20 protein-coding genes are annotated in these 25,541 nt (G+C 69.9%); 12 read left to right on the top strand and 8 right to left on the bottom strand.

From position 1 onward, the window contains the following. The first annotated feature begins 26 nt into the window (after positions 1 to 26). On the top strand, positions 27 to 989 hold the full coding sequence (locus KO481_RS14800; protein WP_215917674.1) for a hypothetical protein: 963 nt from the start codon (positions 27 to 29) through the stop codon (positions 987 to 989). A gap of 35 nt (positions 990 to 1,024) precedes the next feature. Here the strand turns inward: KO481_RS14800 and KO481_RS14805 are convergent, their stop codons facing one another. After that, positions 1,025 to 4,333, bottom strand: a complete 3,309-nt coding sequence (locus KO481_RS14805) for an arabinosyltransferase domain-containing protein (protein ID WP_245400982.1) — start codon at positions 4,331 to 4,333, stop codon at positions 1,025 to 1,027. 135 nt (positions 4,334 to 4,468) lie between these two features. After that, positions 4,469 to 5,902, bottom strand: coding sequence for an MFS transporter (locus tag KO481_RS14810; protein ID WP_215917675.1), 1,434 nt, complete (start codon positions 5,900 to 5,902; stop codon positions 4,469 to 4,471). 100 nt (positions 5,903 to 6,002) lie between these two features. On the opposite strand from KO481_RS14810, the gene KO481_RS14815 reads away from it, so the two are divergent. Further along, on the top strand, positions 6,003 to 6,440 hold the full coding sequence (locus KO481_RS14815) for a MarR family winged helix-turn-helix transcriptional regulator (RefSeq protein WP_215917676.1): 438 nt from the start codon (positions 6,003 to 6,005) through the stop codon (positions 6,438 to 6,440). A gap of 30 nt (positions 6,441 to 6,470) precedes the next feature. Here KO481_RS14815 and KO481_RS14820 read toward each other — a convergent pair whose 3' ends face one another. Together KO481_RS14820 and KO481_RS14825 are read right to left on the bottom strand one after the other, a co-directional pair. Further along, on the bottom strand, positions 6,471 to 7,517 hold the full coding sequence (locus KO481_RS14820) for an S-adenosylmethionine:tRNA ribosyltransferase-isomerase (RefSeq protein WP_215917677.1): 1,047 nt from the start codon (positions 7,515 to 7,517) through the stop codon (positions 6,471 to 6,473). A 54-nt stretch (positions 7,518 to 7,571) separates the two neighbouring features. Next, a complete protein-coding gene (locus KO481_RS14825) occupies positions 7,572 to 8,261 on the bottom strand; it encodes an SDR family NAD(P)-dependent oxidoreductase (RefSeq protein WP_215917678.1) in 690 nt (229 codons plus the stop codon). 152 nt (positions 8,262 to 8,413) lie between these two features. Between KO481_RS14825 and KO481_RS14830 the strand changes: the two genes are divergently transcribed. After that, the gene (locus tag KO481_RS14830; RefSeq protein ID WP_215917679.1) at positions 8,414 to 9,211 is read left to right on the top strand and encodes a VOC family protein; all 798 of its coding nucleotides are present in this window, start codon (positions 8,414 to 8,416) and stop codon (positions 9,209 to 9,211) included. Between the two features lie 57 nt (positions 9,212 to 9,268). On the opposite strand, the gene KO481_RS14835 is transcribed toward KO481_RS14830, so the two are convergent. The 3 genes from KO481_RS14835 to KO481_RS14845 all read right to left on the bottom strand — a co-directional run bounded on the left by KO481_RS14835 (position 9,269) and on the right by KO481_RS14845 (position 12,275). Next, positions 9,269 to 9,838, bottom strand: a complete 570-nt coding sequence (locus tag KO481_RS14835; RefSeq protein WP_308166612.1) for a DinB family protein — start codon at positions 9,836 to 9,838, stop codon at positions 9,269 to 9,271. A 228-nt stretch (positions 9,839 to 10,066) separates the two neighbouring features. Beyond that, the gene (locus KO481_RS14840; RefSeq protein WP_215917680.1) at positions 10,067 to 11,608 is read right to left on the bottom strand and encodes a glycerol-3-phosphate dehydrogenase/oxidase; all 1,542 of its coding nucleotides are present in this window, start codon (positions 11,606 to 11,608) and stop codon (positions 10,067 to 10,069) included. Between the two features lie 28 nt (positions 11,609 to 11,636). Further along, a complete protein-coding gene (locus tag KO481_RS14845) occupies positions 11,637 to 12,275 on the bottom strand; it encodes a TetR/AcrR family transcriptional regulator (protein ID WP_215917681.1) in 639 nt (212 codons plus the stop codon). An 86-nt stretch (positions 12,276 to 12,361) separates the two neighbouring features. Here KO481_RS14845 and KO481_RS14850 point away from each other — a divergent pair, with 86 nt between their 5' ends. Continuing rightward, positions 12,362 to 14,005, top strand: coding sequence for an FAD-binding oxidoreductase (locus KO481_RS14850; RefSeq protein ID WP_372452031.1), 1,644 nt, complete (start codon positions 12,362 to 12,364; stop codon positions 14,003 to 14,005). Then, positions 14,002 to 14,889, top strand: coding sequence for a diacylglycerol kinase (locus tag KO481_RS14855; protein WP_215917682.1), 888 nt, complete (start codon positions 14,002 to 14,004; stop codon positions 14,887 to 14,889). The genes KO481_RS14850 and KO481_RS14855 overlap by 4 nt, the downstream gene beginning before the upstream one ends. Positions 14,890 to 14,901: 12 nt before the next feature. On the opposite strand, the gene KO481_RS14860 is transcribed toward KO481_RS14855, so the two are convergent. Beyond that, positions 14,902 to 15,264 (bottom strand): hypothetical protein, encoded by a 363-nt coding sequence (locus KO481_RS14860; protein ID WP_215917683.1) that lies wholly within the window; start codon positions 15,262 to 15,264, stop codon positions 14,902 to 14,904. 347 nt (positions 15,265 to 15,611) lie between these two features. Here KO481_RS14860 and KO481_RS14865 point away from each other — a divergent pair, with 347 nt between their 5' ends. The 7 genes from KO481_RS14865 (at position 15,612) to rpmA (ending at position 25,528) form a co-directional block, all read left to right on the top strand. Next, positions 15,612 to 18,314 carry a valine--tRNA ligase gene (locus KO481_RS14865; protein WP_215917684.1) on the top strand — a complete coding sequence of 901 codons (2,703 nt, stop codon included), beginning with the start codon at positions 15,612 to 15,614 and terminating at the stop codon, positions 18,312 to 18,314. 11 nt (positions 18,315 to 18,325) lie between these two features. Next, positions 18,326 to 19,768, top strand: a complete 1,443-nt coding sequence (gene folC / locus KO481_RS14870) for a bifunctional tetrahydrofolate synthase/dihydrofolate synthase (RefSeq protein WP_308166613.1) — start codon at positions 18,326 to 18,328, stop codon at positions 19,766 to 19,768. Between the two features lie 2 nt (positions 19,769 to 19,770). Then, positions 19,771 to 20,178: a DUF4233 domain-containing protein gene (locus KO481_RS14875; protein WP_215917685.1), complete on the top strand. Its 408-nt coding sequence runs from the start codon at positions 19,771 to 19,773 to the stop codon at positions 20,176 to 20,178. An 84-nt stretch (positions 20,179 to 20,262) separates the two neighbouring features. Next, on the top strand, positions 20,263 to 20,679 hold the full coding sequence (gene ndk, locus KO481_RS14880) for a nucleoside-diphosphate kinase (RefSeq protein ID WP_215917686.1): 417 nt from the start codon (positions 20,263 to 20,265) through the stop codon (positions 20,677 to 20,679). 484 nt (positions 20,680 to 21,163) lie between these two features. Beyond that, on the top strand, positions 21,164 to 24,505 hold the full coding sequence (locus tag KO481_RS14885; RefSeq protein WP_215917687.1) for a translation initiation factor IF-2 N-terminal domain-containing protein: 3,342 nt from the start codon (positions 21,164 to 21,166) through the stop codon (positions 24,503 to 24,505). Positions 24,506 to 24,909: 404 nt separating this feature from the next. Continuing rightward, positions 24,910 to 25,221, top strand: coding sequence for a 50S ribosomal protein L21 (gene rplU / locus KO481_RS14890; RefSeq protein WP_215917688.1), 312 nt, complete (start codon positions 24,910 to 24,912; stop codon positions 25,219 to 25,221). A gap of 40 nt (positions 25,222 to 25,261) precedes the next feature. Next, positions 25,262 to 25,528, top strand: a complete 267-nt coding sequence (gene rpmA, locus KO481_RS14895) for a 50S ribosomal protein L27 (RefSeq protein WP_215917689.1) — start codon at positions 25,262 to 25,264, stop codon at positions 25,526 to 25,528. The last annotated feature ends 13 nt before the right edge of the window (positions 25,529 to 25,541 follow it).

The raw sequence follows: 25,541 nt of genomic DNA on the forward strand, positions 1-25,541 counted from the left end.
CCAGAGTCGGCCGCTCGGTGCTGTTCGTGAACTCGGTTGTGCAGCTTGCACTAGCGGTGCCCGGTCTGATGATCAGCGTACTGCTGGTCGACAGGGTGCGGATGTGGCTCGGAACCTGGCCCGCGTTGGCGGTCGCGGTGGTGTGGCTGCTGTTCTGGTGGTTCGCCCGTGGAGCGTGGCCGAAGGCGCAGACGCTGGTTCGGGTCGCCGAGGACACCTGGTGTCGCCCGGATGCCGCGGATGCCGAGACGCTGGATGCGGCATGGGATTCGGTGGTCCGTGCGGTCGGCGTGGACCGCTCGGTGTGTCAGCTGGCGGTGGGGAAGGGGGCATACGCCGATATCTGTGCGTTCGGCGATGACCTCATCGGCGTCACGCAGGGCGCACTGACCACGTTGACACGGTCCGACCTGGAGGCGCTGCTGGCGCTGCAGCTCGGGCGGCAGCTGTACAACACGCCCCGGGTGGCGCGGTTCGTGCGGTGGACCAAACGGCCGATCGGCTGGTTCTGGCTCGTACCCACCGTTGTTGCCGGCGTGGCGGTCGGCCTGGTGGCGGGTGTCTTTGCCATACGTCTGAATCCGCACGTGCGGGCGCGGTTGTCGTGGACGGCCAGGAAATTGGCCTATGCGGCGTTCTTCTGCGGATTCGTGGCAGTCGCGGCGTGGCTCTGCACACCGATCGTGGGCCTGCACGCCGCGCTCGCGGTTGCCCTTGCGGATGCCGTGGCGCCCTATGGTGTGTGGGCGCTCGAGCGGCATCGAATCACCCGGGCTTATCGGATCGCGTCCGAGCTCGGAGCGGACTTCGATGCGCATCGCGCTGCTACGGCCTGGTTGCATGGCCGTAGTGAGGACACCACGGGATGGCGGTGGTGGACCGCATGCTCCCCGGTCGAATACCGATTCGGAGTGATCGCGAGGCGTATGGCCCGCTCCGAGCCCTATCACGATGTCCGATTCCGGCAGTTACCCCACCCCGGGCCCTAGCGCTGCCGGACCCGGGGTACATCCACGGTCCGCTCCTAGCGGATGTCGAGGTTCATCGGGCCCGGCGTCCACCGCGCCGAACGCTTCTCGGTCACCGTATCCACTTGTGCCGGAACCGCATTCGGATCCAGCGGCACCAGCCGCTCGATCTCGCCCCAGTTGCGCTTCCAGTCGTCCTTCAGGTAGGAGGGCATGACCTGGGTGCTGGTGAGCAGCTGGATGTAGCCCAGCGGGCCGCCGGAGGTGTGGCTCTCCCAGTTGGTGGTCATGATCGCGGCCGCGAGGTCGGGTGTGATGCGGTACTTGGGGATCTCGGCGACGCCGGCGAAGTGGTCGAACGGACGCTGGCACGGGAACTCCAGGCCCACAAGCCAATCCAGCAGCACCGGATCGGAGTGCCCGACCAGCTGGTCGACGGTCTGCAGCTTGGGCACGCGCGGTGGTGTCACCGCGACCCACTGCAGCGGATCCGAGCTGTCCACCGACGCCACGATCCGCACCACGTTCGCCTGGGCGGGCAACTGCCGCAGCGGAACTCGCAGATTGCGCCAGGACGGCTGCAGCACGCTGACATCGTCCGGGGTCACCTTGCCCAGGGCCTGCACATCGTCGCCCGTCCCGGCGACGCCGTATTCCAGCTGCACGCTCTGACCGGCGACCGGCAGGTTGTCGATATCGGTGGAGGCGATGCGCCCGGCGGCGGCGATGGAGACGATGTCCCCGCGGCTGCCGCTCGCATCCGGGTCGGGCAGCCGGTACCAGCCCGACGTGAGCGACTTCTGCGCGCCCGGGCTGCCGTAGCTGCCGAGCATCGGCGTCGCCGCGGGATTCAGGCCGTACGGCAGCGGAATGCTGCTGCCGTTGATGCCGGTCTGCGCCGTCCCGTTCGGGCCGCCGGTGCTGTCCTTACCGGTCTTGGTGGTGGTGCCCACGCTGCCCAGCGACTGGCCGACCGAGGCCGCCGCGGCGGCCGAGGAGTCGGGCAGCAGGTCGTTGAGGTTGAGCCCGTCGGGGGTGAAGCCGCTGTTCGTGCCGCCGCCCAGCGCGGTCGCCGGGCTGCCCGACAACGGGTGCAGCACACCGGTGTTCGCGTCCGGCTCGACCAGCACGTCGTTGGCCATGCCGCAGGCATTGCCGCCCAGGGCCGCGAGATTCGAGGAGGCCAGCGAGAAGGCGGGGTACTGCGCGACGGCGCCCTTGACGAACGATGCCACCTCGAACAGCACGACCAGTGCCGCGGCGACCGTGATCATCGGGACCGTCCGGCGCGGCGCGGCCTGCTGTGTCCGGAACGGTTCCCGGATATGGAACCAGCCCGCCAGCACGACCAGCAGCAGTGCCAGGGCCAGCAGCACCGTGCCCGCCCCGATGTGGTGCACCGAAATCGGCTTGTCCCACCAGGAGATCCGGTAGCTGGCCACGTACCACCAGCCGTTCGAGCTGGTGAAAGAGATCGCCAGGATCCCGACCACCCCGGCCGCGGCCAGGGTGCGGTTGCGGGCCGAGCGCATCGCGTGCGGGGCGACGGCGACCGCGGCGACGACCGCGACCGCGCCGCCGAGTCCGGCGAACACACCCAGGTGGTGGCTGAACTTGGTGGGGGAGAACGCCATCAGCGGCACCGCGGCGATCGTGGTGCCCACGATCCGCCGGGTCGGGCCCGCCGCCAGTCCCGGAATCCGGCCGTTCTTGCGCAGCAGTGCGACCACCGCGAGCGCCAGCGTCAGGAACATCATCACTATCGCGAACCGGCGCGCCAGCGACCCGTCCGGGGTCGGCTGGAACAGGTCCTGATAGACGAGATAGTCGGTGTACCACGGCATATCGGGGCCCACCGCCTTGTGCGCGGCCTGCATCGTGCGGACCTCGGAGATCGGCTGGCCCGCGAACACGATGGTGAGTACCACCAGTCCCGAGGCCAGCGCGGGCGCGATCAGCGCGGTCCAGCCCGCGGTGCGGGCGCGCTCGACGATGATCTGCACCAGCGGGCGCGCCCCGGCCAGCAGCGCGGCGAAGCAGATGAGCCCGGACGGGTTGGTCACCACGGCCAGCGCGGCGGGAATCAGGGCGAGTGCGGCCGGGGTCAGCCGCCGGGTGGCCAGCGCGCGCTCCATCGAGACCCAGGTCAGCAGGACACCCAGGGCGATGGCGGGCTCGGGTCGCAGGCCGTTGTTGTAGGGCAGCCAGAACGCCAGCAGCATCAGCCCGCCCGCCCAGATCGCCGCCCGCTCGCGGCGGGCGGCGATGCCCAGGCGCGGCACCACCTCACGGCTGATCAGGAACCAGCACGCGATGCCCAGGAGCAGTTCCGGCAGCCGCACCACGATGCTCGCGGTGGACAGACGCGAAAGCAGTTCGAACAGGTTGTCGTAGGGGATGCCGATGGGGGTCTCCGGCACCCCGAAGTAGGCGAAGTAGTTCGCCAGATAGCGGGCGTGCCCGGCGGTGCGGGCCATGCCGAAGATGTAGCCGTCGTCGGAGGTGCCCGCGCCGATGAAGTACCAGACGATGAGCGTGCCGACGATCACGCCGTCCACCAGTCGCGGCCGCCACCAGCGGCGCGGCAGCACGCGCCGGTTGCCGCGACCGTCGGCGCCGTCCAGGCGGTGCAGGGCGTACAGGGCCACGGCCGTCGCGAGCAGCGCGCCGATGATCGCGATCAGTTTCAGCGCGGTCGGGGACGTGGTGAATCGCGAATCGATCACCACGTCGGCGTGCATTCCCGCCGGGGCCGCGCCGGTCAGATCGGTGAACAGGCCGACCAGTTGCGGTCGGTGGTCGCCCGCCAGCACGACGGGGTCGCCGCCCGCGGTGACCGTGGTGTTCGAGCTGTCGGAGGTGATCGTGATCACGCAGCCGTGCGGCAGCGCGGAGATCGGGGTGTCGATCATCGTCTGGTCGCGCAGCACCACCTGCAGGCGGGTGTCGCCCGGCTGCGGCGGGTGCGACGACGCGGGACCCGCAGGCGTGCCGCCCTCGACAGCGGGCGTCACCAGGACGTTCAGGCCGTAGTGATAGGCCGATCCGGACGCCTGCGGGACGGTGTCGAGCAGGGTGCCGCCGCGGGGGCCCAGCGCTGCCGCGGCGGAGCACGGGATCTCGGCGTGCACGCTGGTCGGCGAGTAGGACACCAGGGGCGCGGTGACGTTTGCCGCCCGGCCCGCCTGCGGCCAGCTCAGCGACGACTGCTGCTGATGGACCGGCAGCAGGGGCACCGCCACGGCCAGCAGGGCCCCGGCGATCCCCGCCACGATGGCGATGATGCGCCACAGCCGCACACCCCTACCTAGCTGGGCGGGAGTGGTCAACGGCCGTTCTTCGGCCGGTGGCCGGCTGAGCGTCAGGTTCACGGTCCGGCATGCTATCAACCGGACTCGAGACCCCGATCCGCTCGCCGACCGGGCGGTGAACGAATCGGGGACCATCCTGCGGCGGGGTTGGGGAACCACTACGGGATGCCGGGCTGGGCTCGGGCCGATTCAGGAAGCGGTGGTGACCAGTTCCGCCGCGGCCGTTTCGGGTGCGTGGGTGCGGGTTTCCGGTCGCAGACCGACCAGGGCCGCGAGAATCGTCGCGGCACAGGCTCCCGCTCCGACCCAGAACGCCACCGTGAACTGGCTCTCCTGCGGAAGCGGCAGGTGCGGAAGGAGTTTGGCGGTGAGCAGGGTGGTGATGATGGCGCTGCCCAGCGCGCTGCCCACGGTGCGGGAGATGGAGTTGATGCCGTTGGCGACGCCGCTCTGGTGATGCGGCACATTGGCCGCGATCAGGGCGGGCATGGCCGCGTAGGCGAAGCTGATGGCGACGCCGATGACGACGCTGGCCGCGATCACCGCCGCGGTGGCATCGTGTGCCAGGGCCATCCAGGCGAATCCCGCCGTGCCGACGATGCCGGACAGCGCCAGCACCCAGCGCCCGCCGATCATGCCCACCAGCAGGCCGCCGATCGGGGCCGCGGCCATCGACGCGAGGGTGGTGGGCAGCAGATATTCGACCGAGGCCCGCAGGATCGAGGCCGTGAAGCCGTACCCGGCGAGGCGGGCGGGCATCTGGGCCAGATACGACACCCCCATGAACAGCAGGAACATCGCGAATCCGATGAACACCCCGGACAGGTTCGTGAACAGCACCGGCCGGTGGGCGAACATCGTCAGGTCGACCAGGGGCGCGGACGCCCGGCGTTCGACCAGTACCCACAGCACCGCCAGCACGATCGCCCCGGCGAAGCAGCCCAGCGTCGCGGCCGAGGTCCAGCCCCAGGTGTGACCCTGGGAGATCGGCAGCAGCAACAGCACCAGGAACCCGCCCAGGGTGAGCGCACCGGGCAGATCCACGCTGCCGGGATGCCGCTTACCCGTGTTCGGGACAGCCACCGCGGCCAGCGCCAGTGCCAGCACCGCCAGCCCCGCGGTGAACCAGAACACCACGTGGTAGCCGGGGTTGCTGCCCTGGGTCAGCAGGCCGGTGGCCACCAGGCCGATACCGCCGCCGAAGGCGAGGGTGCCGCTGACGATCGCCATCGCGCCGTGCAGCCGTTCGGCGGGGATCTCCTCGCGCAGCACCGACAGCGCCAGCGGGAAGATCGCGGTCGCCACGCCCTGCAGGGCCCGTCCGGCCAGCAGCACGCCCAGCGAGTCCGCCATCGCGGAGACGGTCGAGCCGGCCACCGCGACCGCGAGCACACCCAGCAGGGTGGGCTTCTTGCCATAGAGGTCGCCGATGCGTCCCAGCAGCGGGGTGAACACGGCCGCGGACAGCAGCGTCGCGGTGGTCACCCAGCTCACCGATGTGGTGGATACGTGCAGTTTCGTCGCGATCAGTCCCAGGATCGGCACCGCCTGGGTCTGCATCACGGTCACGATCATCGCGGCGAACGCCAGCACGCCGGTCAGCAGCGCCCCTCTCCGGGCCATGCCACACCTCCAGAAATTTGATGACAGATATATTTGAAGACCTCAAGCATTTAAGGCTTCAAAGATAACCGTTGTCAATCGAACCGGTACGATCGCGACTATGAGTGAGGCCACAACACCGAGTCCGCTCGCATTGCTGATCGGGCGATTCGTGTCGGCCTACCTGCAGGACTTCCTGGATGCGGCCCAGGAGCACAACCTGACCTGGACTCAAGCCAAGCTGCTGCTGGCGCTCAACGAGCCGCCCGAGGAACTGCCGATGCGTGAGCTCGCCTGGCGCCTGGCGTGCGATCCGTCGAATCTGACCGGCGTCGCGGACCGGATGGAGACGCGTGGGCTGGTCCGGCGCACGGTCAATCCGGCCGACCGTCGGGTGAAATACCTGGCCTCGACCCATGAGGGCACCGAACTGGCCGGCCAGATCCGGGCCTCCCAGGTGCGGGCCTACAAGGCGCTGGCCGAGCTCACCCCCGACGAGGAGTTGCAGCTCGAGGGCATGCTGGAGCGGCTGGTGCCGAAACTGGAGGCGGCGGAATAGGGTGCGCGCGCGGGAGATTCGGCCCCCGAGCTACCGGTCGGCCGTCGGAGCCGGTTGGGCGAAAAGCAGTGCCGTGTCGCCGAATTCGTGCCACAGGTAGCCGGTATCCAGGGCCGTGCGATAGGCCTGGCCGACGCGCTCGGCGCCGGCGACCGCCTCGAGCAGGCGCAGATGGGAGGCGCCGGGTTCGTGCCAGCCCGTGATAAGGCCGTCCACCGCGCGGGCCGGGCGATCGGGGCCCAGCGTCAGGTTCGTCCAGCCGGCGGCGGGGTGGACCCGTCCGGACCGGTCGGTGGCCGACTCCAGGGCGCGGGTGACCGTGGTGCCGACGGCGACGACCCGGCCGCCGGTGGCGTGGGCCGCGTTGACCAGCCGGGCCGTGATCGCCGGTACCGCATAGCGTTCCGGGCTCGGTGGCTCGCCCTTTTCCGGGGAGGAAAGGCCCGTGTGGAGCGTGATCGGGGCTACGGTGATGCCCGCGGCCACCAGCTCGGTCACCAGCGTCTCGGTGAACGGGCGTCCGGCGCTGGGCATTTCGGCGCTACCGGGCTCGCGCCCGAATACGGTGCGGTAGTAGTCGGGCGACCAGTGCTGTGTCACATAGGAATAGGTGATCGGGCGGCCGTGCCGGGCCAACAGGGCGGGGACATCGGTATCGATGTCGGCGACCCACAGCCGGGCCGCGGGCGGCAGCCAGGGTGCGCGCAGCGTCGCGGTGGCTCCCGGAAGCTCCACGCGTGCACCGGATTCCGGTGCGACGGCGGTGAAGGGGACGCCCTCGGGGGAGCGCAGTTCCGCGACCCAGCCGCCGTCGTCGAGCCAGGTGGCGAAGTGCAGCACGGCTGCCTCGCCGCCGTACCGGGCCTCGACCGCCGCGGACAGGGTCGCGGAATTGTTCACCACGACGAGATCTCCCGGTCGTAGGAAACGCGGAAGTTCACGGAATCGGGCATGGGTGAGGATTCCGTTGTCCGACACCAGCATTCGGACAGCATCACGCGCGAGGCCGCGGGCCTCGGGCGGGGCGGTGGCGGCCCGGTCGGCGGACAGCGTGAAATCGTGCAGGACGGCGGTCATTGCGCGTACCTTCCTTCTCGCCCGGGTTCCCCGCCGGGCGGCGTTCCTGAGTCGTCAGTGCGAGACGGTGAGCTCCGAGGCGATGTATCGCCCGCTGGCCGGGCGGTTATCGATGAGATGCAGCAGCGCGGGCACGACCGTCTCGGGCTCCGGGCGGTCGGAGATGTCCTCGCCCGGAAATGCTGCCTGGTGCATCGCGGTACGCATATCGCCCGGATCGAAGCTGTAGACGCTCAACTCCGGATTCTCGGCGGCGAAGATCGCGGTCAGCTGGTCCAGCGCGGCCTTGGACGCACCGTAACCGCCCCACCCCTCGTAGGGGGCGATTGCGGCGTCCGAGCTGATGTCGACCGCGATGCCGTTGCCGGCCCGCAGTTTCAGTGCCGTGATCTGCAGAATAGCCAGGGGGGCAACGATATTGGTGGCCAGCACCGCGGTGAACTCCCCGAGCGGATAGTCGGCCAGGCGCGGCATCGGACTCGGGCCCAGGGCGCTGGCGTTGTTGATCACCAGATCCAGCCGGTCCAGCTCGGCGAGCGCGGAGGCGAGCTGCGCGCGGTGCGCCGGATCGGCGACATCGCCGGCCAGGGCCATCGCGCCGGTCGTCTCCCGCACCCGGGCCAGGGGCTCGAGGCCGCGGGCTGTGATGATCAGATCCCAGCCGCGCGCGGCCAATGCCAGTGCCGTCGCGCGTCCGAGCCCGGCGGACGCGCCGGTGATGAGGGCGGTTTTCGTATCGGACATGCACCCATCGTGAAACCTGAAGGCAACTTCAGGTCAAGGGGCAGGATTCCGCCTCGAGTGAACCTGCGAAAGTGTGGCGCGCGGCGATGAATTTCGCGGCGCGGCGTCGTCCGAAGGGTTGTCAGTCTCCACAGCCACCGACAGGAGCCATCATGACCTACGCCTTCAAGCCCGGAGATCCCTGCTGGGTCGAGCTCTTCACCTCCGATCCGGACCGCTCGATCGCCTTCTACGGTGAGCTGCTCGGCTGGACCGCCGAGCGCGGCGGCCCCGAATACGGGGGCTACATCACCTTCCGCAACGACGGCAATGCCGTGGCGGGCGGCATGCACAACGACGGCACCTCCGGCGGTCCGGATCAATGGACGATCTATCTGCACACCGCCGACGCGGAGGCGACCGCGGCCAAGGCCGCCGAGCAGGGCGGCCGCGTCGTGGTGCCCGCGATGCGGGTCGGCGAGATGGGCAGCATGGCGATCCTCGGCGACCCCAGCGGTGCCGGGGTGGGGGCGTGGCAGCCGGGCGTCCACACCGGATTCGGCGCGATGGGCACCGTCTCCGACGGCAAGTGGAGCGAGCACGCCGGCAACCCGTCCTGGTTCGAATTGCACACCCCCGCCTACGCCGACGCGCTGCGGTTCTACCGCGAGGTCTTCGGCTGGCAGGACCCGTTCACCGTGTCCGACGCCCCGGAATTCCGTTACACCACAATCCACTCCACGTCCCCGATGCTGGGTGGCGTGATGGACTCCACGGCCTTCCTGCCCGCGGGCGCGCCCGGCGGATGGCGTCCCTACTTCGGCGTCGAGGATGTCGATGCCGCGGTGAAAACCCTGGTGTCCCTCGGTGGTTCGGTGGAACGCGAGCCCGAGAACACCCCCTACGGCCGCATCACCTCCGTCGTCGACCCCGGCGGCGTGCGGTTCAGCCTGGGCGGCAACACCATCTGAGCGCCGGGTACCTCGGGACGGCCGGGTGTTCCTCGCAGCGCCGGGCCGTCCCGATTGTCAGAGGCCCACCGCGCCGTCGATCCGTTCGCGCAGCAGATCCGCATGGCCGTTGTGCCGGGCGTATTCGGCGATCATATGGGCCAGCACCCAGCGCAGCGAGACCTCCCCGAGCCACTTGTCGTCGCCGGTGATACCCAGATCCGGCGCCGCGACGGTGAAGCGTTCGGCGAAGGCGACCTCGGCGCGCCAGGCACCCCAGGCCGCGGTGATCGAGCCCGAATCGGTGCTCGCCCCGTCGAAATCGTCGTCCGGGCGTTCCTCTGAGGTGAACAGCGGCGGGGCCGGTTCGCTCGCCAGGACCCGGCGGAACCAGCGGCGCTCGACATCGGCCAGGTGCCGCACCAGTCCCAGCAACGACAGCGTCGAGGGCGCGACCGCGCGCCGAGCCAGTTCCGTACCCAGTCCGGCGCACTTGAGTTCCAGGGTAGCGCGCTGACCTGCCAGGATCTCGGTCAGCACGGCGCGCTCGTCCCCGGTCGTGTGCAGGTGGGTGCGCGGATCATGTTCCGGGGCAACGAACATCTCGGCCCTCCGGGTATCGGTCGGCGTCTGCCGGGTGTCGGCCACTCCGCCTCCTTCACATCGCGGCTTCCGGCCGGCTCACAGCGGGCTCGACCGATCGGGCACGACCCGGACGATATCGCGTGCGGCCGTTTGCCGGAACTCCTCGGCGGTACATCGACCTTCCTACGAAGTAAGGATATGCGGTATGTTTGCGCGCCGCAGCCCACTTGGCGCCGAGCGGGGCGGCAGTCCCGCCGGGCGGCCGGATACGCGCCCGGACGGCACGGTATTTCAGCCGAAGGCGGCCTCCGCGGCGGACAGGGCGGCGGCGCGGTCGGTGGCCACCAGGCCGATCCGGGTGCGCCGGTCCAGCAGATCATCCGCGTTCAATGCACCCTCGTGGGTGATGGCATGGGCGAATTCCGCTCGTAGCACATCTATTCCGGGGGCGACGGCCTCGGCCAGGGCGGGATCCCGGTGTGCGAGTTCGGCGATCGCGGGCGCCTCGCTGCCGTAACGCTCGATCAGCCGCGTCGGGGCGTCGAGGCGGTCGCGGGCGGCGCCGGTCACCGCGCCGGTCAACGGGATTCGGCGCGTCCGGCACGGCCCCGCGGCCAGCCCGGCATGGGCGACGGCCGCATCGACGGCGTCCTGGGCCATCTTCCGGTAGGTGGTCAGCTTGCCCCCGACGATCGTGATCGGGCCGCCGGGGGAGTGCAGCACCGCGTGCTCGCGGGAGATATCGGCGGTGCTGTCCCCGCCGGTGCGCAGCAGTGGGCGCAGGCCCGCGAAGCTGCCACGAATATCGCTGCGGTGCAACGGCTCCCGCAGCACCGTGTTGACGGTGTCGAGCAGGAAGTCGATCTCGGTGTCGGTGGGCTCGGGCCGATCCGGCACCGGACCGGGGGCGTCCTCGTCGGTCAGGCCCAGGTACACCCGGTCGTGCGCGGCGGGGAAGGCGAAGACGAACCGGCTGGTGCTGCCCGGAATCGGGACCGTCAGCGACGCGCCGAGCCCCCCGAACGCGGCGGCGTCGAAGACCAGATGGGTGCCCCGGCTGGGCCGCAGCTCGATACTCGGATCGAGCCGGTCGGCCCACACGCCCGTGGCGTTGACGACCGAACGTGCTCGCACGGTGAGGGTTTCGCCGGACAAGGTATCGCGCAGCACCGCCTCGTCGCCGCTCACCCGCTCGGCCTCGACACGAGTGAGGATCGCGGCGCCGTGCGCGGCGGCGGTGCGGGCGATCGCCACCACCAGCCGCGCATCGTCGACCAGCTGACCGTCCCAGGCCAGCAGGGCGCCGCCCAGGCCCTCACGGCGCACGGTGGGAGCCATTCGCAGCGCCTCGGCGGCCGCCGCGCGCCGCGACCGCGGCAACACCGCGGCGGGGGTTCCGGCGGTGCGCCGCAGCACATCTCCGGCCACGAATCCGGTGCGGATCAGCATTCGCTGTGCCGCACCGACTTCCGGCAGCAGGGGCACCAGCTGCGGGATGGGCCGGGTCAGATGCGGTGCGGTGGTGGTGAGCAGCACGTGCCGTTCGACGGCGCTCTCGTGCGCGATCCCCACTCCGCCGCTGGCCAGATAGCGCAGCCCGCCGTGCACCAGCTTCGAACTCCACCGGCTGGTGCCGAAGGCCAGATCGTGCTTCTCCACCAGGACCGTTCGCAGTCCCCGCGCGGCCGCGTCCAGCGCCACCCCGGTCCCGGTCACTCCGCCGCCGATCACCAGCACGTCGACGACGCCGCCGTCGCCGAGCGCGCGCAGCTCCCGCTCGCGCCGCGCCGCATTCAGCGCCGAATCTCCGAAAGCCTGTGCGGATCCGTTCATTTCACCATTCCCATCGGGTATCGGGCGGTCACTGTTTCTCGCATTCCGGGGTCGGGTCACCGGGGCGCAGGTAGCCCTCGATCGCACGGGTCAGCTCCGCGTCCAGCCGGTGCTCGGGCAGCAGATCGCCGACCATGGCGGCGGACTGCACGGTGGACTGGGCGATCAGCAGCAGCATGGTGGCCAGCTCGTCCGGGGCGCCGGCGCGGATGGAACCGTCCTGCTGGCCCTCGCCGATCAGGCCGGCGAACAGCTGGATGAGAGCCCGCTGATTGCGGCCGAGGCGGCCGAACACATAGGTCAGCATCAGGTCGGTGTCGGTGCGGAAGATCTTGGCGAACAGCGGATTCGCGCGCACGGTAGCCGCGCCCGCGACCACGCCCCCGACGAGGCGGTCCCGCGCGCGCCCGGCGCCGGGCACGGTCCGCCCGATGATGCCGTGCAGCTCCTGAACCAATAGCTCGGCCACCAGCGACCCGGTGTCGGGCCAACGGCGATACACCGTCGGGCGGCTGACACCGGCGCGGCGCGCCACCTCGGTCAGCGTGGTCCGGCGCACCCCGAACTCCTCGACGCAGGCGCGGGCGGCGTCCAGGATGGCTCGGTCGATGGAGCTGGCGCCGTCGGGCGCCGCTGCAGCGTCCTCGGAGCTGGATGGCACGGACATCGATCACCGCCGGGTCGGGCGCGGACCACTGCGAACCGCGCGTATGAGTCGTTTACTACTTGACACTATATGTCAAACTGTAACGCATGACCGAAAACCGACAAGACGCGTCATCCTTCGAAATGCCGGGCGAGTCGTCGTCGCGGCCGAGTATGGTGTGGGACGCCTGGGGCATTCCGTCGGAGCATGCGCCGCTGCCGGAGAAGATCCGGACGTTGCTGGCGCAGGTTTTCGGAGTGTCCGGCGAGTCGGTGACGCGTCGCGATGAGGGCAGCGTGCCACTACGCACCTCGGCGTTGTCGCAGGCGCATCTCGCTGGGTTGTCCACGGTGGTCGGCCCGGACCAGGTCCGCACCGACCACCGTGCCCGGCTCCTGCACGCCGGTGGTAAGAGCACCCCCGATCTGTTGCGCCGTCGTCTCGACGGGCCGCAGGACGCGCCCGACGCGGTGCTGTTCCCTGCCGATCACGACCAGGTACTCGCCGTCCTGGAGTACTGCACGGAGCAGCGCATCGCCGTGGTGCCCTTCGGCGGCGGCACCAGCGTGGTCGGCGGCGTGGATCCGGCTCGCGGCGCATTCGATGCCGTTGTCACCCTGGATCTTCGGCGTCTGGACAGCCTCACCGACCTGGATCCGGTCAGTGGCACCGCCACCCTCGGCGCCGGGCTGACCGGGCCGCAGGCGGAGAAACTGCTTGCCGCGCACGGTCTTTCGCTGGGGCACTTCCCGCAGAGCTTCGAATTCGCCAGTATCGGCGGATTCGCTGCCACCCGGTCGTCCGGCCAGGCCTCGGCGGGATTCGGCCGCTTCGACGACATGATTCAGCGCCTGCGCGTGGCCACCCCCGGCGGCACCCTGGACCTCGGTCGTGCCCCCGCCTCGGCCGCGGGACCCGATCTGCGCGAGCTGTTCTCGGGGTCCGAGGGCACGCTGGGCGTGATCACCGCGGTCACACTGCGGGTGCATCCGGTTCCGGCGACCGTGGGCTATCAGGCCTGGTCGTTTCCCGATTTCGGCGCCGGCGCCGCGGCCCTGCGATCCGTGGTGCAGGCCGGGGCCGCCCCGACCGTGTTGCGGCTGTCCGACGAGGCCGAGACCGGCCTGAATCTGGCCCGCGCCGGAGACATCGGCGGCAACCCGGTGACCGGCTGCCTGGCCATCACGACGATCGAGGGATCCGCGGCCCACGTCGAGGCCCGCGGCGCCGAGGCGGCCGCGCTGCTCACCGCCGCGGGCGGCACCGCGCTCGGGGAGCAGGCGGCTCGGGACTGGGAACACGGCCGCTTCGCCGCGCCGTATCTGCGCGACGCGCTGCTGGACGTCGGAATCCTCTGCGAGACGCTGGAAACCGCGACCAGCTGGTCCAATCTGGCCGAGCTGAAGGCGAAAGTCACTGCGGCACTGACGGATTCCCTCGCCGGACAGGGAACTCCGCCGCTGGTGATGTGCCACATCTCGCACACCTATCCGACCGGCGCCTCGCTGTACTTCACCGTGGTGGCCAAGCAGCTCGACGATCCGATCGCCCAGTGGCACACCGCCAAGCACGCCGTCGGCGACGCCATCGCCGCGGCCGGGGGCACCATCACCCATCACCACGCCGTCGGCGCGGACCACCGCCCGTGGATGACCGGCGAGATCGGCGAGCTGGGCGTGCGGGTGCTGCGCGCGGTCAAGCAGGCCGTCGACCCGGCCGGAATCCTCAACCCGGGAAAGCTGATTCCATGACGGGGTCGGTGCTGTTGGTGACGAATCCGCTGTCCGGTCACGGACGGGGATCGGCGGCGGCCGCCGAGGCCGCGGCCCGGCTGCGCCAGCGTGGCGCGGAGGTCACCGAGGTGAGTGGCGCCACGGCCGCGGAATCGCTTCGCCTGGTGCGGGATCGGCTGTCCGGAGACCAGCGGCCCGATGCGGTGGTCTGCGCCGGGGGCGACGGTCTGGTGTGCCTGGTGCTGCAGGCGCTGGCAGGGACCGGGGTGCCGCTCGGGCTGGTGCCCGGCGGCACGGGCAACGATCTGGCGCGTGAATTCGGTGTGCCGCAGCACGATCCGATTGCGGCGGCCGACATCGTGTGCAACCGGTCGGTGCGCGACATCGATCTCGGCGAGGTACACGGCACCTTGCGGTTCGCGACCGTGGCGGGGACCGGATTCGATGCCCGGGTGACGTTGCGCGCCAACCGGATGCGCTATCCCCGCGGCCCGCTGCGGTATTCCGTCGCGGCGCTGGCGGAACTCGCCCGGGGGCTGGCGGTTCCGTATCGCATCGAGCTGTCGGACGCCACGATCGTCGAGACCGAGGCGATCATGGTGGCGGTCGGCAACACCCGGACCTACGGCGGTGGCATGATGATCTGCCCCGACGCGGTCGTCGACGACGGCCTGCTGGATCTCACGGTGGTGGGCGCGATGTCCAGGCGGGAGATGCTGCGCATGCTGCCGGCCCTGTCGTCCGGCAAGCGCATCGATCACCCGGCGATCAGCCAGTATCGCGCGGCCGAGATCACCCTGACCGCGCCCGGCGCCCCCGTGACCGCCGACGGTGACCCGGCCGGCGCCCTGCCCGCGCACTTTCGCGCGCTGCCGGGCGCACAGCCGGTGATCGTGCCGTAACCCGGCGCGGTCCTACCAGGCCTGCACGACGACCAGCCGCGGCCCCGGGGCGACAACGAGGGCGAACCTGCCGTCGGGGTGGCTCGCGGCCTCGTTGATCACATCGGGCATATCCGCGTAGACGTGATTACCGATCGCGCGCAGCTGCGAATCCGGCCGGATGGACACGCTGAGGGCGCTGCGGGGCACGACCTGCTCGAGCAGCGCGGGAACCGGACCGTTGGCCAGCGACTGCGTCTCGCCGTGGTCGAACTCGATCCCGATTCCGCCGGTCTTCGGATTGACGACCGGTGCGGCCGCGGCGGCCGAGCCCGCGCCCACCATTCCCGCGACGGCGGCCGCGGCGGCGGCGACGACCAACGTTCGAGTACGCATGGATACCCCTCTTTCGTGCGTGGCCGCCGCACGGCTGCGGCGCGGCCCGGCTTTCCGGGGAGTAAGTGCAGCAGACGTTTCGGCTTTTCGCCAGTCCAGCGCGCGATTTCGACGGGCGACTACCTGAGGGGCGCCTGAACAGCAAAGCTGCACCAACACAATGGGTTCGGGAAAAACCTGAGAATTCCATATGGAAAAGGGATTATGGCCCGAAACGGCGGTAATCTGAATCTCGTGGGCGGGGTTTTCGGTGTCCCTCATCCGCCGAAAACCCCGCCCTTCGGGTTTCTCCCACAACTCCGCCGGGCCCCCGGCTCGGGCGCAAAGTCAACCCTTAGAATCACACGGTGACCAGCACAGCCCCTGAGAACCCGCGAAATCGTGCCGACGTCCTCCCCAAGAGCTGGAATCCCGGCGAGGTAGAGGCCGACCTGTACGAGCACTGGGTAGCCGCTGGTTACTTCGCGGCCGACGCGAGCAGCGACAAGCCCCCCTACTCGATCGTGCTGCCCCCGCCCAACGTCACCGGCAACCTCCACATGGGCCACGCCTTCGATCACACGATCATGGACCTGCTCACCCGCCGCAAGCGGATGCAGGGCTACGAGGTGCTGTGGCTGCCCGGCATGGACCACGCCGGCATCGCCACCCAGTCCGTGGTCGAGAAGCAGCTCGCCGCCGACGGCAAGTCCAAGGAGGACTTCGGCCGCGAGCTGTTCGTGCAGAAGGTCTGGGACTGGAAGCACGAATCCGGTGGTGCGATCCAGGGCCAGATGCGTCGCCTCGGCGACGGCGTGGACTGGAACCGCGACCGCTTCACCATGGACGAGGGCCTGTCCCGGGCCGTGCAGACCATCTTCAAGCGCCTGTACGACGCGGGCCTGATCTACCGCGCCGAGCGCCTGGTGAACTGGTCCCCGGTGCTGGAGACGGCGATCTCCGACGTCGAGGTGAAGTACGAGGACGTCGAGGGCGAGCTGGTCTCGCTGCGCTACGGGTCGCTGAAGGACGATGAGCCGCACGTGATCGTGGCCACCACCCGAGTGGAGACCATGCTCGGCGATACCGCGGTCGCGGTGCATCCGGAGGACGAGCGCTACGCCGCGCTCGTCGGCACCACCCTCTACCACCCGATCACCGGCCGGCAGATCCCGGTCGTTGCGGACGACTACGTCGACCCCGAATTCGGTTCCGGCGCAGTCAAGATCACCCCCGCGCACGATCCCAACGACTTCGAGCTCGGCCTGCGTCACGGCCTGCCCATGCCCACCATCATGGACAAGACCGGCAAGATCGCCGAAAGCGGAACCGAATTCGATGGCATGGATCGGTTCGAGGCCCGCGTCAAGATCCGCGAGCGCCTGGCGCAGGAGGGCCGGATCGCCGCGGAGAAGCGGCCGTACGTGCACAGCGTCGGGCATTCCGAGCGCTCCGGCGAGCCGATCGAGCCCCGCCTGTCCATGCAGTGGTGGGTGAAGGTGGAATCCCTCGCCAAGGCCGCAGGCGACGCGGTTCGCAACGGGGACACCACGATTCACCCCGCGAGCCAGGAACCGCGCTGGTTCGAGTGGGTGGACAACATGCACGACTGGTGCATCTCGCGCCAGCTGTGGTGGGGCCACCGCATTCCGATCTGGTACGGCCCGGAGGGCGAGATCGCCTGTGTCGGACCGGACGAGCAGGCCCCCGAGGGCTGGGTGCAGGACCCCGACGTGCTGGACACCTGGTTCTCCTCCGGGCTCTGGCCCTTCTCGACCATGGGCTGGCCCGACGCGACCCCGGAGCTGGCGAAGTTCTATCCCACCAGCGTGCTGGTGACCGGCTACGACATCCTTTTCTTCTGGGTGGCGCGGATGATGATGTTCGGCACGTTCGTCGCCGACGATGCGGTCCTCACGGCGGGCAAGCCGGCCGGCGAGCCGCAGGTGCCGTTCCGGGACGTGTTCCTGCACGGCCTGATTCGTGACGAGTTCGGCCGCAAGTACTCCAAGTCCAAGGGCATCGGTGTCGACCCGCTGGAGTGGATCGACGAATACGGTGCGGACGCAACGCGATTCACCCTCGCGCGCGGCGCCCAGCCGGGCAGCGACCTGTCCGTGGGCACCCCGCACGTGACGGCCTCGCGCAGCTTCGTCACCAAGCTGTTCAACGCCACCAAGTTCGCGCTGATGAACGGCGCGGCGCCGGGCGAGCTGCCCGATCGGGCCACCCTGACCGATACCGACCGGTGGATCCTGGATCGGCTGGAAGCCGCTCGGGCCGAGGTCGATTCGGCCTTCGATCGCTACGAGATCGGCAAGGCATGCGAGGGGCTGTACCACTTCGCCTGGGACGAACTGTGCGACTGGTACCTGGAATTGGCGAAGGTGCAATTCGCCGAGTCCGACGAGCGTGCCGCGAGTACCCGCATCGTGCTCGGCAATGTGCTGGATTCCGTACTGCGCCTGCTGCATCCGGCGATCCCGTTCGTCACCGAATCCCTGTGGCAGGCGCTGACCGCCGGGGGCGAGGGTGATTCCATTGTCGTCGCCAGCTGGCCGCAGGCTTCGGGCGTCGCGGCCGATAAGGTTGCCGCGCGCCGCATTTCGGATGCCCAGCGCATGATCAGCGAGATCCGGCGGTTCCGCAGCGACCAGGGCCTGACCGACAAGCAGAAGGTCGCGGCCAGGCTGATCGGCATCGAGGCCGCGGATCTGGTTGCGCAGCAGGCCGAGATCGCGAACCTGGCCCGGCTCACCGAGCCCGGGGACGACTTCACCGCCACCGCGTCGCTCGAGGTGCGGCTGTCGGGCGCGACGGTCACCGTCGAACTCGACACCTCCGGCACGGTCGACCTCGACGCCGAACGCCGCCGCCTCGAGAAGGATCTGGCCACCGCGCAGAAGGAGATGGCCGGTACCACGGCCAAACTCGGCAATGAGGCCTTCCTGGCCAAGGCCCCGGACGACGTGGTGGCGAAGATCCGCACCCGCCGGGACGTCGCGGAATCCGAGGTGGCGCGAATCACCGTGCGTCTCGAGGAGATCGCGCGGCTGGCGGCCGGGAAGTGAAGGGAGAGCACGTGAATTCGCCGGATTTCGGAGCACCCGATCGCCTGCATTCCGGGCCGTCCCCCGTGGATCTGGCCGAGATGGCGCTGGTCGAGGCCGAACTCGACCAGCGCTGGGGTGAGCGGCAACTCGAGCCCTCGCTGACCCGGATCGTGGCCCTGCTGGATCTGCTCGGCTCGCCGCAGCGCACCTATCCCTCCATCCAGATTGCGGGCACCAACGGCAAGACCTCGGTCACCCGGATGATCGACGCGCTGCTGACCGCGCTGCATCGGCGCACCGGCCGCATCACCAGCCCGCACCTGCAGCTGGCCACCGAGCGCATCGCGATCGACAACGAGCCCATCACGCCCGGCAAGTACGTCGAGATCTACCGGGAACTGCAGCCCTACCTCGAGATGATCGACAAGCAGTCCGAGGCCGCGGGCGGGCCGCGGCTGAGCAAATTCGAGGTCCTCATCGCGATGTCCTACGCGGCGTTCGCCGAGGCGCCCGTGGACGTCGCGGTCGTGGAGACCGGCATGGGCGGCACCTGGGACGCCACCAACGTCGTCGACGGCCAGGTCGCGGTGATCACCCCGATCGGCATGGACCACATGGACTATCTGGGCAACGATCTCGCCTCCATCGCCAAGGAGAAGGCCGGGATCATCAAGAAGGCGCCCGAGGATCCGCTGTCCCCGCGCGAGACCGTCGCCGTCATCGCCGAGCAGGAGCCCGAGGCGATGGATGTGCTGCTGCGCCGGACGGTCGAGGCCGACGCCGCCGTTGCCCGCGCGGGGTCGGAGTTCCGGCTGCTCTCGCGCCGCATCGCGGTCGGCGGGCAGGTGCTCGAGATCCAGGGCCTGGGCGGCGTGTACGACGAGATCTTCCTGCCCCTGCACGGGGAACATCAGGCTCGCAATGCCGCGCTCGCGCTGGCGGCGGTCGAGGCGTTCTTCGGCGCGGGCGCGGACCGGCAGCTCGACATCGACGCCGTCCGTGCCGGATTCGCGAGCGCGATCAGCCCGGGGCGGATGGAGCGCATGCGCAGCGCGCCCACCATCTTCCTGGACGCCGCGCACAACCCGCACGGCGCGAAGGCCCTGGCCGCGACGCTGACCGACGAGTTCGATTTCCGCAAGCTGATCGGGGTGATCGCGGTGCTGGGCGACAAGGATGCGGCGGGCATCCTGGAGGCGCTCGAGCCGGTCTTCGACGAGATCGTTGTGACCACCAACGGCTCTCCCCGGGCGCTGCCCGTCGACGATCTGGCGAATATCGCCGTCCAGCGGTTCGGCGACGAACGGGTCGTCACCGCGGACACCCTCGCCGATGCGGTCGAAACCGCCATCGCCCTGGCCGAGGAGGCGGGCGATGCGGGCGAGCCGGTGTCCGGGGCGGGAATCGTGGTCACCGGATCGGTCGTCACCGCGGGCGCGGCCCGCTCGCTGTTCGGAAAGGATCCTGCTTAGCCATGTCCGATGACGCAGCCTCCAACAAGGAATCCGTGCCGCCCCCGGCCACCGACCCGTGGAAGGGCTTTCGCGGGGTGATGGCCGGTGCGCTGGTGCTCGAGGCCATCACCGTGCTGCTGGCCCTGCCGGTGGTCGCCTCGGTCGGCGGCGGGTTGAGCTGGTGGTCCATCACCTATCTGGTGGGCTTGGCGGTGCTGATGATCCTCGGCGCCGGGCTGCAGCGGCGCCCGTGGGCGCTGGGATTCAATGTGGCGATGCAGGTGCTGCTGCTGGTGGGGGCGTTCATCCACCTGTCCATCGGCATCATCGGCATCGTCTTCGTCTCGGTGTGGGCGTTCATCTTCATCCTGCGCGCCGATGTCAAAAAGCGCATGGATCGCGGCCTGCTGCCGAGTCAGCGCGCTTAGCGGCGCCCGGCGTCACCGCGGGCCGGACGACGATACGACCCGGTGGTTCGTGGTACCACGGGCGTGCCGGTTAGAGTTGCCCGCGTGACTGAGCAGACGTTGGTACTCATCAAGCCGGACGGCGTGGCCCGTGGCCTGGTCGGTGAGATCATCACCCGCATCGAGCGCAAAGGCTTGAAGATTGCCGAGCTGGAGCTGAAGCAGGTGCCGCAGGAGCTCGCGGCCGCCCATTACGCCGAGCACGCCGAGCGGCCGTTCTACGGCTCGCTTATCGAGTTCATCACCTCGGGGCCGGTTGTTGCCGCGGTCCTCGAGGGCCCGCGCGCCATTGCCGCCTTCCGCCAGATCGCCGGCGGCACCGACCCGGTCGAGAAGGCGGTCCCGGGCAGCATCCGCGGCGACTACGCCCTGGAGACCCAGTACAACCTCGTGCACGGCTCGGACTCGCCCGAATCCGCCAAGCGCGAGATCGCCCTCTGGTTCCCGCAGTTCGCCCAGTAGTCGCTGGTCCCGCACACTCTCGCCTCGCTCGTCCCGGATGCCCGCAATGCCATCCGGGTGCTGGTCGTGCGGTCGCCCGGAAGTCCGGCGGCGGCAACTCAGGCACAGTGAAGGCAGGGTAACTACCTCGGGTGTGGGATACTGGCTGTGGATGTGCTTCGATATCGGCCGTATATGCTGGTGAGGAGCGCAACCGCATGGCACCTCGGCTCGACGCCGATCATCGCTGCCCCGGACGGTTACCAAGACTCGGCTGTCCGGCGCACGCTGGATGAGCGCTCGGGCCCTGGTGTTGGAAGCCAACAGCCAGGCGCCGCGTGATCGGTTACCCGAACGACGACAAACACCGTGATAACGGGTTACGCGGAGCGAAGACCATATGGCCTGACGTCCACGGGGCGGCAGGCGAACAGACAGCGCCCCCGCGTCGGCCGCGTCACTCTCGTATGTGAGTGGGACGCGCCCGGGGGTCCGAGGAGATTTCGTGGCCGATCAAGAGCCGCAGGAAACGTCGCAAGAAAACAATGGACGCGCGCCGGCGTCGGCGCCAGGGGTAGGGGAGGCGGCGCAGTTGCCGGAACGTATCCGGGTGCACGCGCTGGCGAAGCTGCTGGGAACCACCAGCAAACGCATTCTGGCCCATCTGACCGACATGGGGTCCGAGGCACGCAGCGCCCAATCGAGCCTCGACCGTACGGTCGCCGAATCCGTGCGGGAGGCGTTCGTACCCGCCGAACCGGTCGAGGCCGCAGCAGCGCAAACCACACCGGCCGAGACCGCGCCCGCGGAGCCGGTCGAGCAGTCGGCTCCCGAGCCGGTGACAATTGCCGCCCCGGAGGCAGCGGTCGCGGCGCAGGCCGCCGAGGAGTCCGCCCCCGGCAAGCCCGCCGAGCCGGCCGAGCCGCGTCGGCAGTCGCTGTTCACCAGCCCCTTCCAGAGTCACCAGCCACAGACCGTCGAGCCGGTCACCTTCGAACAGCCCGCGGTGGTTGCCGCGCCGCTGTTCCTGTCGCCGGATGCCGCGGCCGCCGAGGAGGCCCGCCGTCAGCGCCGGGCGGCCCGGCAGGCCAAGGCCGAGCAGGAGCGCGCCGAGGAGCGCACGGCGGAGGAACCGGTCGTCACGGGCTCCACCACGCAGGACAAGCCCGCTCGGGCCGAATCGGCCCGGGGTTCCGAGGCCGTCGCGGCCGAGTCCGACGATTCCGCCGAGACCGAGGACGCCGCCGCGACCAGCGACTGGGACGACGATCAGTCCCACGACGACACCGATGACGGCGGCCGTTCGCGCCGCCGCCGCCGGGGTCGCCGCGGCCGGGGCCGGGGCCGGGGCGAGCAGTCCGCGGACAACGACGGCGACGAGAACGACGAGTCCGACGAGATCGACGAGCCGGCCGAATCCGCCGAATCCGCCGAGGATTCCGCCGACACCGAGGGCGAGGAGAGCGCGTCCGAGGGTGAAGCGGAGCCGGAGGGCTCGACCCGCCGCCGTCGTCGCCGTCGCCGCCGCAAGGCCGGTGAGGATGCCGAGTCCGAGCCGTCGGACGACGATCCGCCGAACACCGTCGTGCACGAGCGCGAGCCGCGCAACAAACGGCGCGCATCCGCCTCGGTCGACGAGGTGCAGGGCATCAGCGGCTCGACCCGCCTGGAGGCCAAGCGCCAGCGCCGTCGCGACGGCCGCGAGGCCGGGCGCCGTCGCCCGCCGATCCTGACCGAATCCGAGTTCCTGGCCCGCCGCGAGTCGGTGGACCGGGTGATGGTCGTGCGTGAGAAGGACTTCACCGACCACCCGAGCGCGGTCACCCAGGTGGCGGTGCTCGAGGACAACATCCTGGTCGAGCACTTCGTGACCAGCACCGGTTCGGCGTCGATGGTCGGCAACGTGTACCTGGGCAGGGTGCAGAACGTGCTGCCGAGCATGGAGGCGGCCTTCGTCGACATCGGCCGCGGTCGCAACGGCGTGCTGTACGCCGGCGAGGTGAACTGGGAGGCCGCCGGGCTCGGCGGCAAGGAGCGGAAGATCGAGCAGGCGCTCAAGCCCGGCGACACCGTGCTGGTGCAGGTCAGCAAGGATCCGGTGGGGCACAAGGGTGCCCGCCTGACCACTCAGATCAGCCTGGCCGGTCGCTTCCTGGTGTACGTACCCGGCGGCACCTCCACCGGCATCAGCCGCAAGCTGCCCGATACCGAGCGCAAGCGCCTCAAGGAGGTTCTGCGCGACATCGTGCCGCAGGACGCCGGGGTGATCATCCGCACCGCGTCCGAGGGCGTGGCCGAGGCCGAGCTGGCCCGCGACGTGGAGCGGCTGCAGGCCACCTGGAAGACCATCGAGGAGCAGTCCAAGAACGGCTCGGGCGCGCCCAAGACGCTCTACGAGGAGCCGGACCTGCTGGTCAAGGTCATCCGTGACCTGTTCAACGAGGACTTCTCCAAGCTCGTCATCGAGGGCGAGCGGTCGTGGACGACGGTCGAGAACTACATCCGCACCGTCGCGCCGGATCTGCTGGCCCGCGTCGAGCAGTACGACAACCAGAGTGTCGACGTCTTCGGCAGTTTCCGCATCGACGAGCAGCTGGCCAAGGCCCTGGATCGCAAGGTGTGGCTGCCCTCGGGCGGCACGCTGGTGATCGACCGCACCGAGGCGATGACCGTCATCGACGTCAACACCGGCAAGTTCACCGGCGCGGGCGGTAGCAACCTCGAGGAGACGGTCACCCGCAACAACCTGGAGGCGGCCGAGGAGATCGTGCGCCAGATGCGGCTGCGCGACATCGGCGGCATGATCGTCGTCGACTTCATCGACATGGTGCTCGAGTCCAACCGGGATCTGGTGCTGCGCAGGCTGACCGAGGCGCTGGGGCGCGATCGCACCCGGCACCAGGTGTCGGAGGTCACCTCGCTGGGTCTGGTCCAGATGACCCGCAAGAAGCTGGGCACCGGACTGGTCGAGGCGTTTTCGACTACCTGCGAGCACTGCCACGGTCGCGGCATCCTGGTGCACGACTACCCGGTCGAATCCGCACCCGCCGAGGAGGGCGCGGGCCGTCGCGAGGGCCGGCGTCGCCGCAAGGACAAGGAGAAGCCGGCCGCACCGGCTCCGGTCGTCGCGATCCCCGCTCCGGTCGATGCGCATGCCGCGGAGGAGGAGGCGGCCGCCCGGCGGGCGCATCCGGTGGCGCTGGCCATGGCGGCGCATCACGGCGAGGATGTCGAGCCGCACGAGGCGCAGGCCCACGGCGTGCAGGCTGCCGAGGCCGAAGCGGTTGAGTCGGAGGCACAGCCGGAGGCGGCGGAGGTGTCCGGCGCGGCGGCTCAGGCCGACGAGGGCGTTCGCACCCGTCGGCGCCGGATGCGGTCCGGTCGCGAGGCGGGCCGGGAGCATGCGGCATCGGAGTCGGCATCGACCCGGGAGCCGGATGGATCTGCCACCGCTGCTTCGACCCCGGCGGAGAGTGCGCCGGACCGTGTCGCGGCGGGTGAAAATGGCACCGCCCACCGCGAACCGGCTGCAGCGCATGCCGACTCGGGCGCCGATACCGCGCAGCCGCATCGTGACTCCGATCGGTCGCAGGCGGCCCCGGCCCACGCCGCCACGGCGACATCCGCGTCGGCCCCGGTGCGTCGGGAGCGTCGCCGGGTGGCCCGCACGTCGTCCGCGCCGAGCACCGACAACACCGCGGCGGTGTTCGTGCTGAACAGCTCGGACCAGTCGCAGGCCCCCGCGGTCTCGCTCACCGATTTCGAGCCGCCGGTCGTGGTGCCGCGCAGTCGCCCGCGCCGTCGTGGTGCGGGTCGCGCTGCGGGCGCCCCGGAGCAGAACGACTGAGTGATCGATCACAGCCCGTGGCCCCGCCGTCTCGACGGCGGGGCCACGGGCTTTCCTGAGCCCGCGCGCGGTTGCGGCGAGTTCACCCCTGCGTACCTGCGGGCATGGCGGGCCCGAGCTGGGCGGGGCCGCCGAGCGTCGAGTCGGTGGGTGCGTGCGGCCCGGGCCCGATTAGGTACAGCAGGCCGCGTCCTGTAATCTTGGACAGTCGCTGCTCGGCGACAGCACTGTCTTGTGCTGTGCCCGTGGCCCCGGTTCGAACGAGCTCTCAAGGCTCCGCAAGGGCCACCAAGCGCTGAGGCGGCGTGATTACCAGACCAGTCGTACGGTGGTTTTCCGGTGTGAACCGGCAAACCGCCGCGAGCAGAGTGCCGAGCACTAGCAGAGAAGAGGGCAGCCGACCGATGGCAACGTACGCGATCGTCAAGACCGGCGGAAAGCAGTACAAGGTCGCGGTCGGTGACCTGGTGAAGGTCGAGAAGATCGAGGGTGAGCTGGGCAGCGCGGTGTCGCTGGCGCCCGTGCTCGTCGTCGATGGCGCTGAGCTGACCACCGATGCGGACAAGCTGGCGAAGGTTTCGGTCTCCGCCGAGATCATCGACCAGACCAAGGGTCCGAAGATCCGCATCCACAAGTTCAAGAACAAGACCGGCTACCACAAGCGTCAGGGCCACCGTCAGAAGCTGACGGTCCTGAAGGTCACCGGCATCAAGTAGTCCGACCAGGGGTTCGCACCCCGGCACGAGGAGTTCTGAAATGGCACATAAGAAGGGTGCATCCAGCTCGCGCAACGGTCGCGACTCGAATGCCCAGCGGCTCGGCGTGAAGCGCTTCGGCGGTCAGGCCGTCAAGGCCGGCGAGATCCTGGTTCGCCAGCGCGGCACGCACTTCCACCCCGGCGTGAACGTCGGCCGTGGCGGCGACGACACGCTGTTCGCCCTCGAGGCGGGCGCGGTGCAGTTCGGCACCAAGCGTGGCCGCAAGACCGTGAACATCGTGGTTCCGGAGCCGGTGCAGGCCTGACCGGCGCACCGGA

Origin of the sequence: Nocardia albiluteola (assembly GCF_018860155.1) — a bacterium.
Taxonomy (GTDB): domain Bacteria; phylum Actinomycetota; class Actinomycetes; order Mycobacteriales; family Mycobacteriaceae; genus Nocardia; species Nocardia albiluteola.

What these genes read in the sequence shown, in the direction of transcription:
- rplU (WP_215917688.1), top strand. Translation starts at nt 24,910, where the DNA reads ATGGCAACGTACGCGATCGTCAAGACCGGCGGAAAGCAGTACAAGGTC.
- KO481_RS14875 (WP_215917685.1), top strand. Translation starts at nt 19,771, where the DNA reads ATGTCCGATGACGCAGCCTCCAACAAGGAATCCGTGCCGCCCCCGGCC.
- KO481_RS14845 (WP_215917681.1), bottom strand. Translation starts at nt 12,275, where the DNA reads ATGTCCGTGCCATCCAGCTCCGAGGACGCTGCAGCGGCGCCCGACGGC.
- KO481_RS14825 (WP_215917678.1), bottom strand. Translation starts at nt 8,261, where the DNA reads ATGTCCGATACGAAAACCGCCCTCATCACCGGCGCGTCCGCCGGGCTC.
- KO481_RS14820 (WP_215917677.1), bottom strand. Translation starts at nt 7,517, where the DNA reads ATGACCGCCGTCCTGCACGATTTCACGCTGTCCGCCGACCGGGCCGCC.
- KO481_RS14840 (WP_215917680.1), bottom strand. Translation starts at nt 11,608, where the DNA reads ATGAACGGATCCGCACAGGCTTTCGGAGATTCGGCGCTGAATGCGGCG.
- KO481_RS14860 (WP_215917683.1), bottom strand. Translation starts at nt 15,264, where the DNA reads ATGCGTACTCGAACGTTGGTCGTCGCCGCCGCCGCGGCCGCCGTCGCG.
- KO481_RS14810 (WP_215917675.1), bottom strand. Translation starts at nt 5,902, where the DNA reads ATGGCCCGGAGAGGGGCGCTGCTGACCGGCGTGCTGGCGTTCGCCGCG.
- KO481_RS14850 (WP_372452031.1), top strand. Translation starts at nt 12,362, where the DNA reads ATGACCGAAAACCGACAAGACGCGTCATCCTTCGAAATGCCGGGCGAG.
- rpmA (WP_215917689.1), top strand. Translation starts at nt 25,262, where the DNA reads ATGGCACATAAGAAGGGTGCATCCAGCTCGCGCAACGGTCGCGACTCG.
- KO481_RS14855 (WP_215917682.1), top strand. Translation starts at nt 14,002, where the DNA reads ATGACGGGGTCGGTGCTGTTGGTGACGAATCCGCTGTCCGGTCACGGA.
- KO481_RS14815 (WP_215917676.1), top strand. Translation starts at nt 6,003, where the DNA reads ATGAGTGAGGCCACAACACCGAGTCCGCTCGCATTGCTGATCGGGCGA.
- KO481_RS14830 (WP_215917679.1), top strand. Translation starts at nt 8,414, where the DNA reads ATGACCTACGCCTTCAAGCCCGGAGATCCCTGCTGGGTCGAGCTCTTC.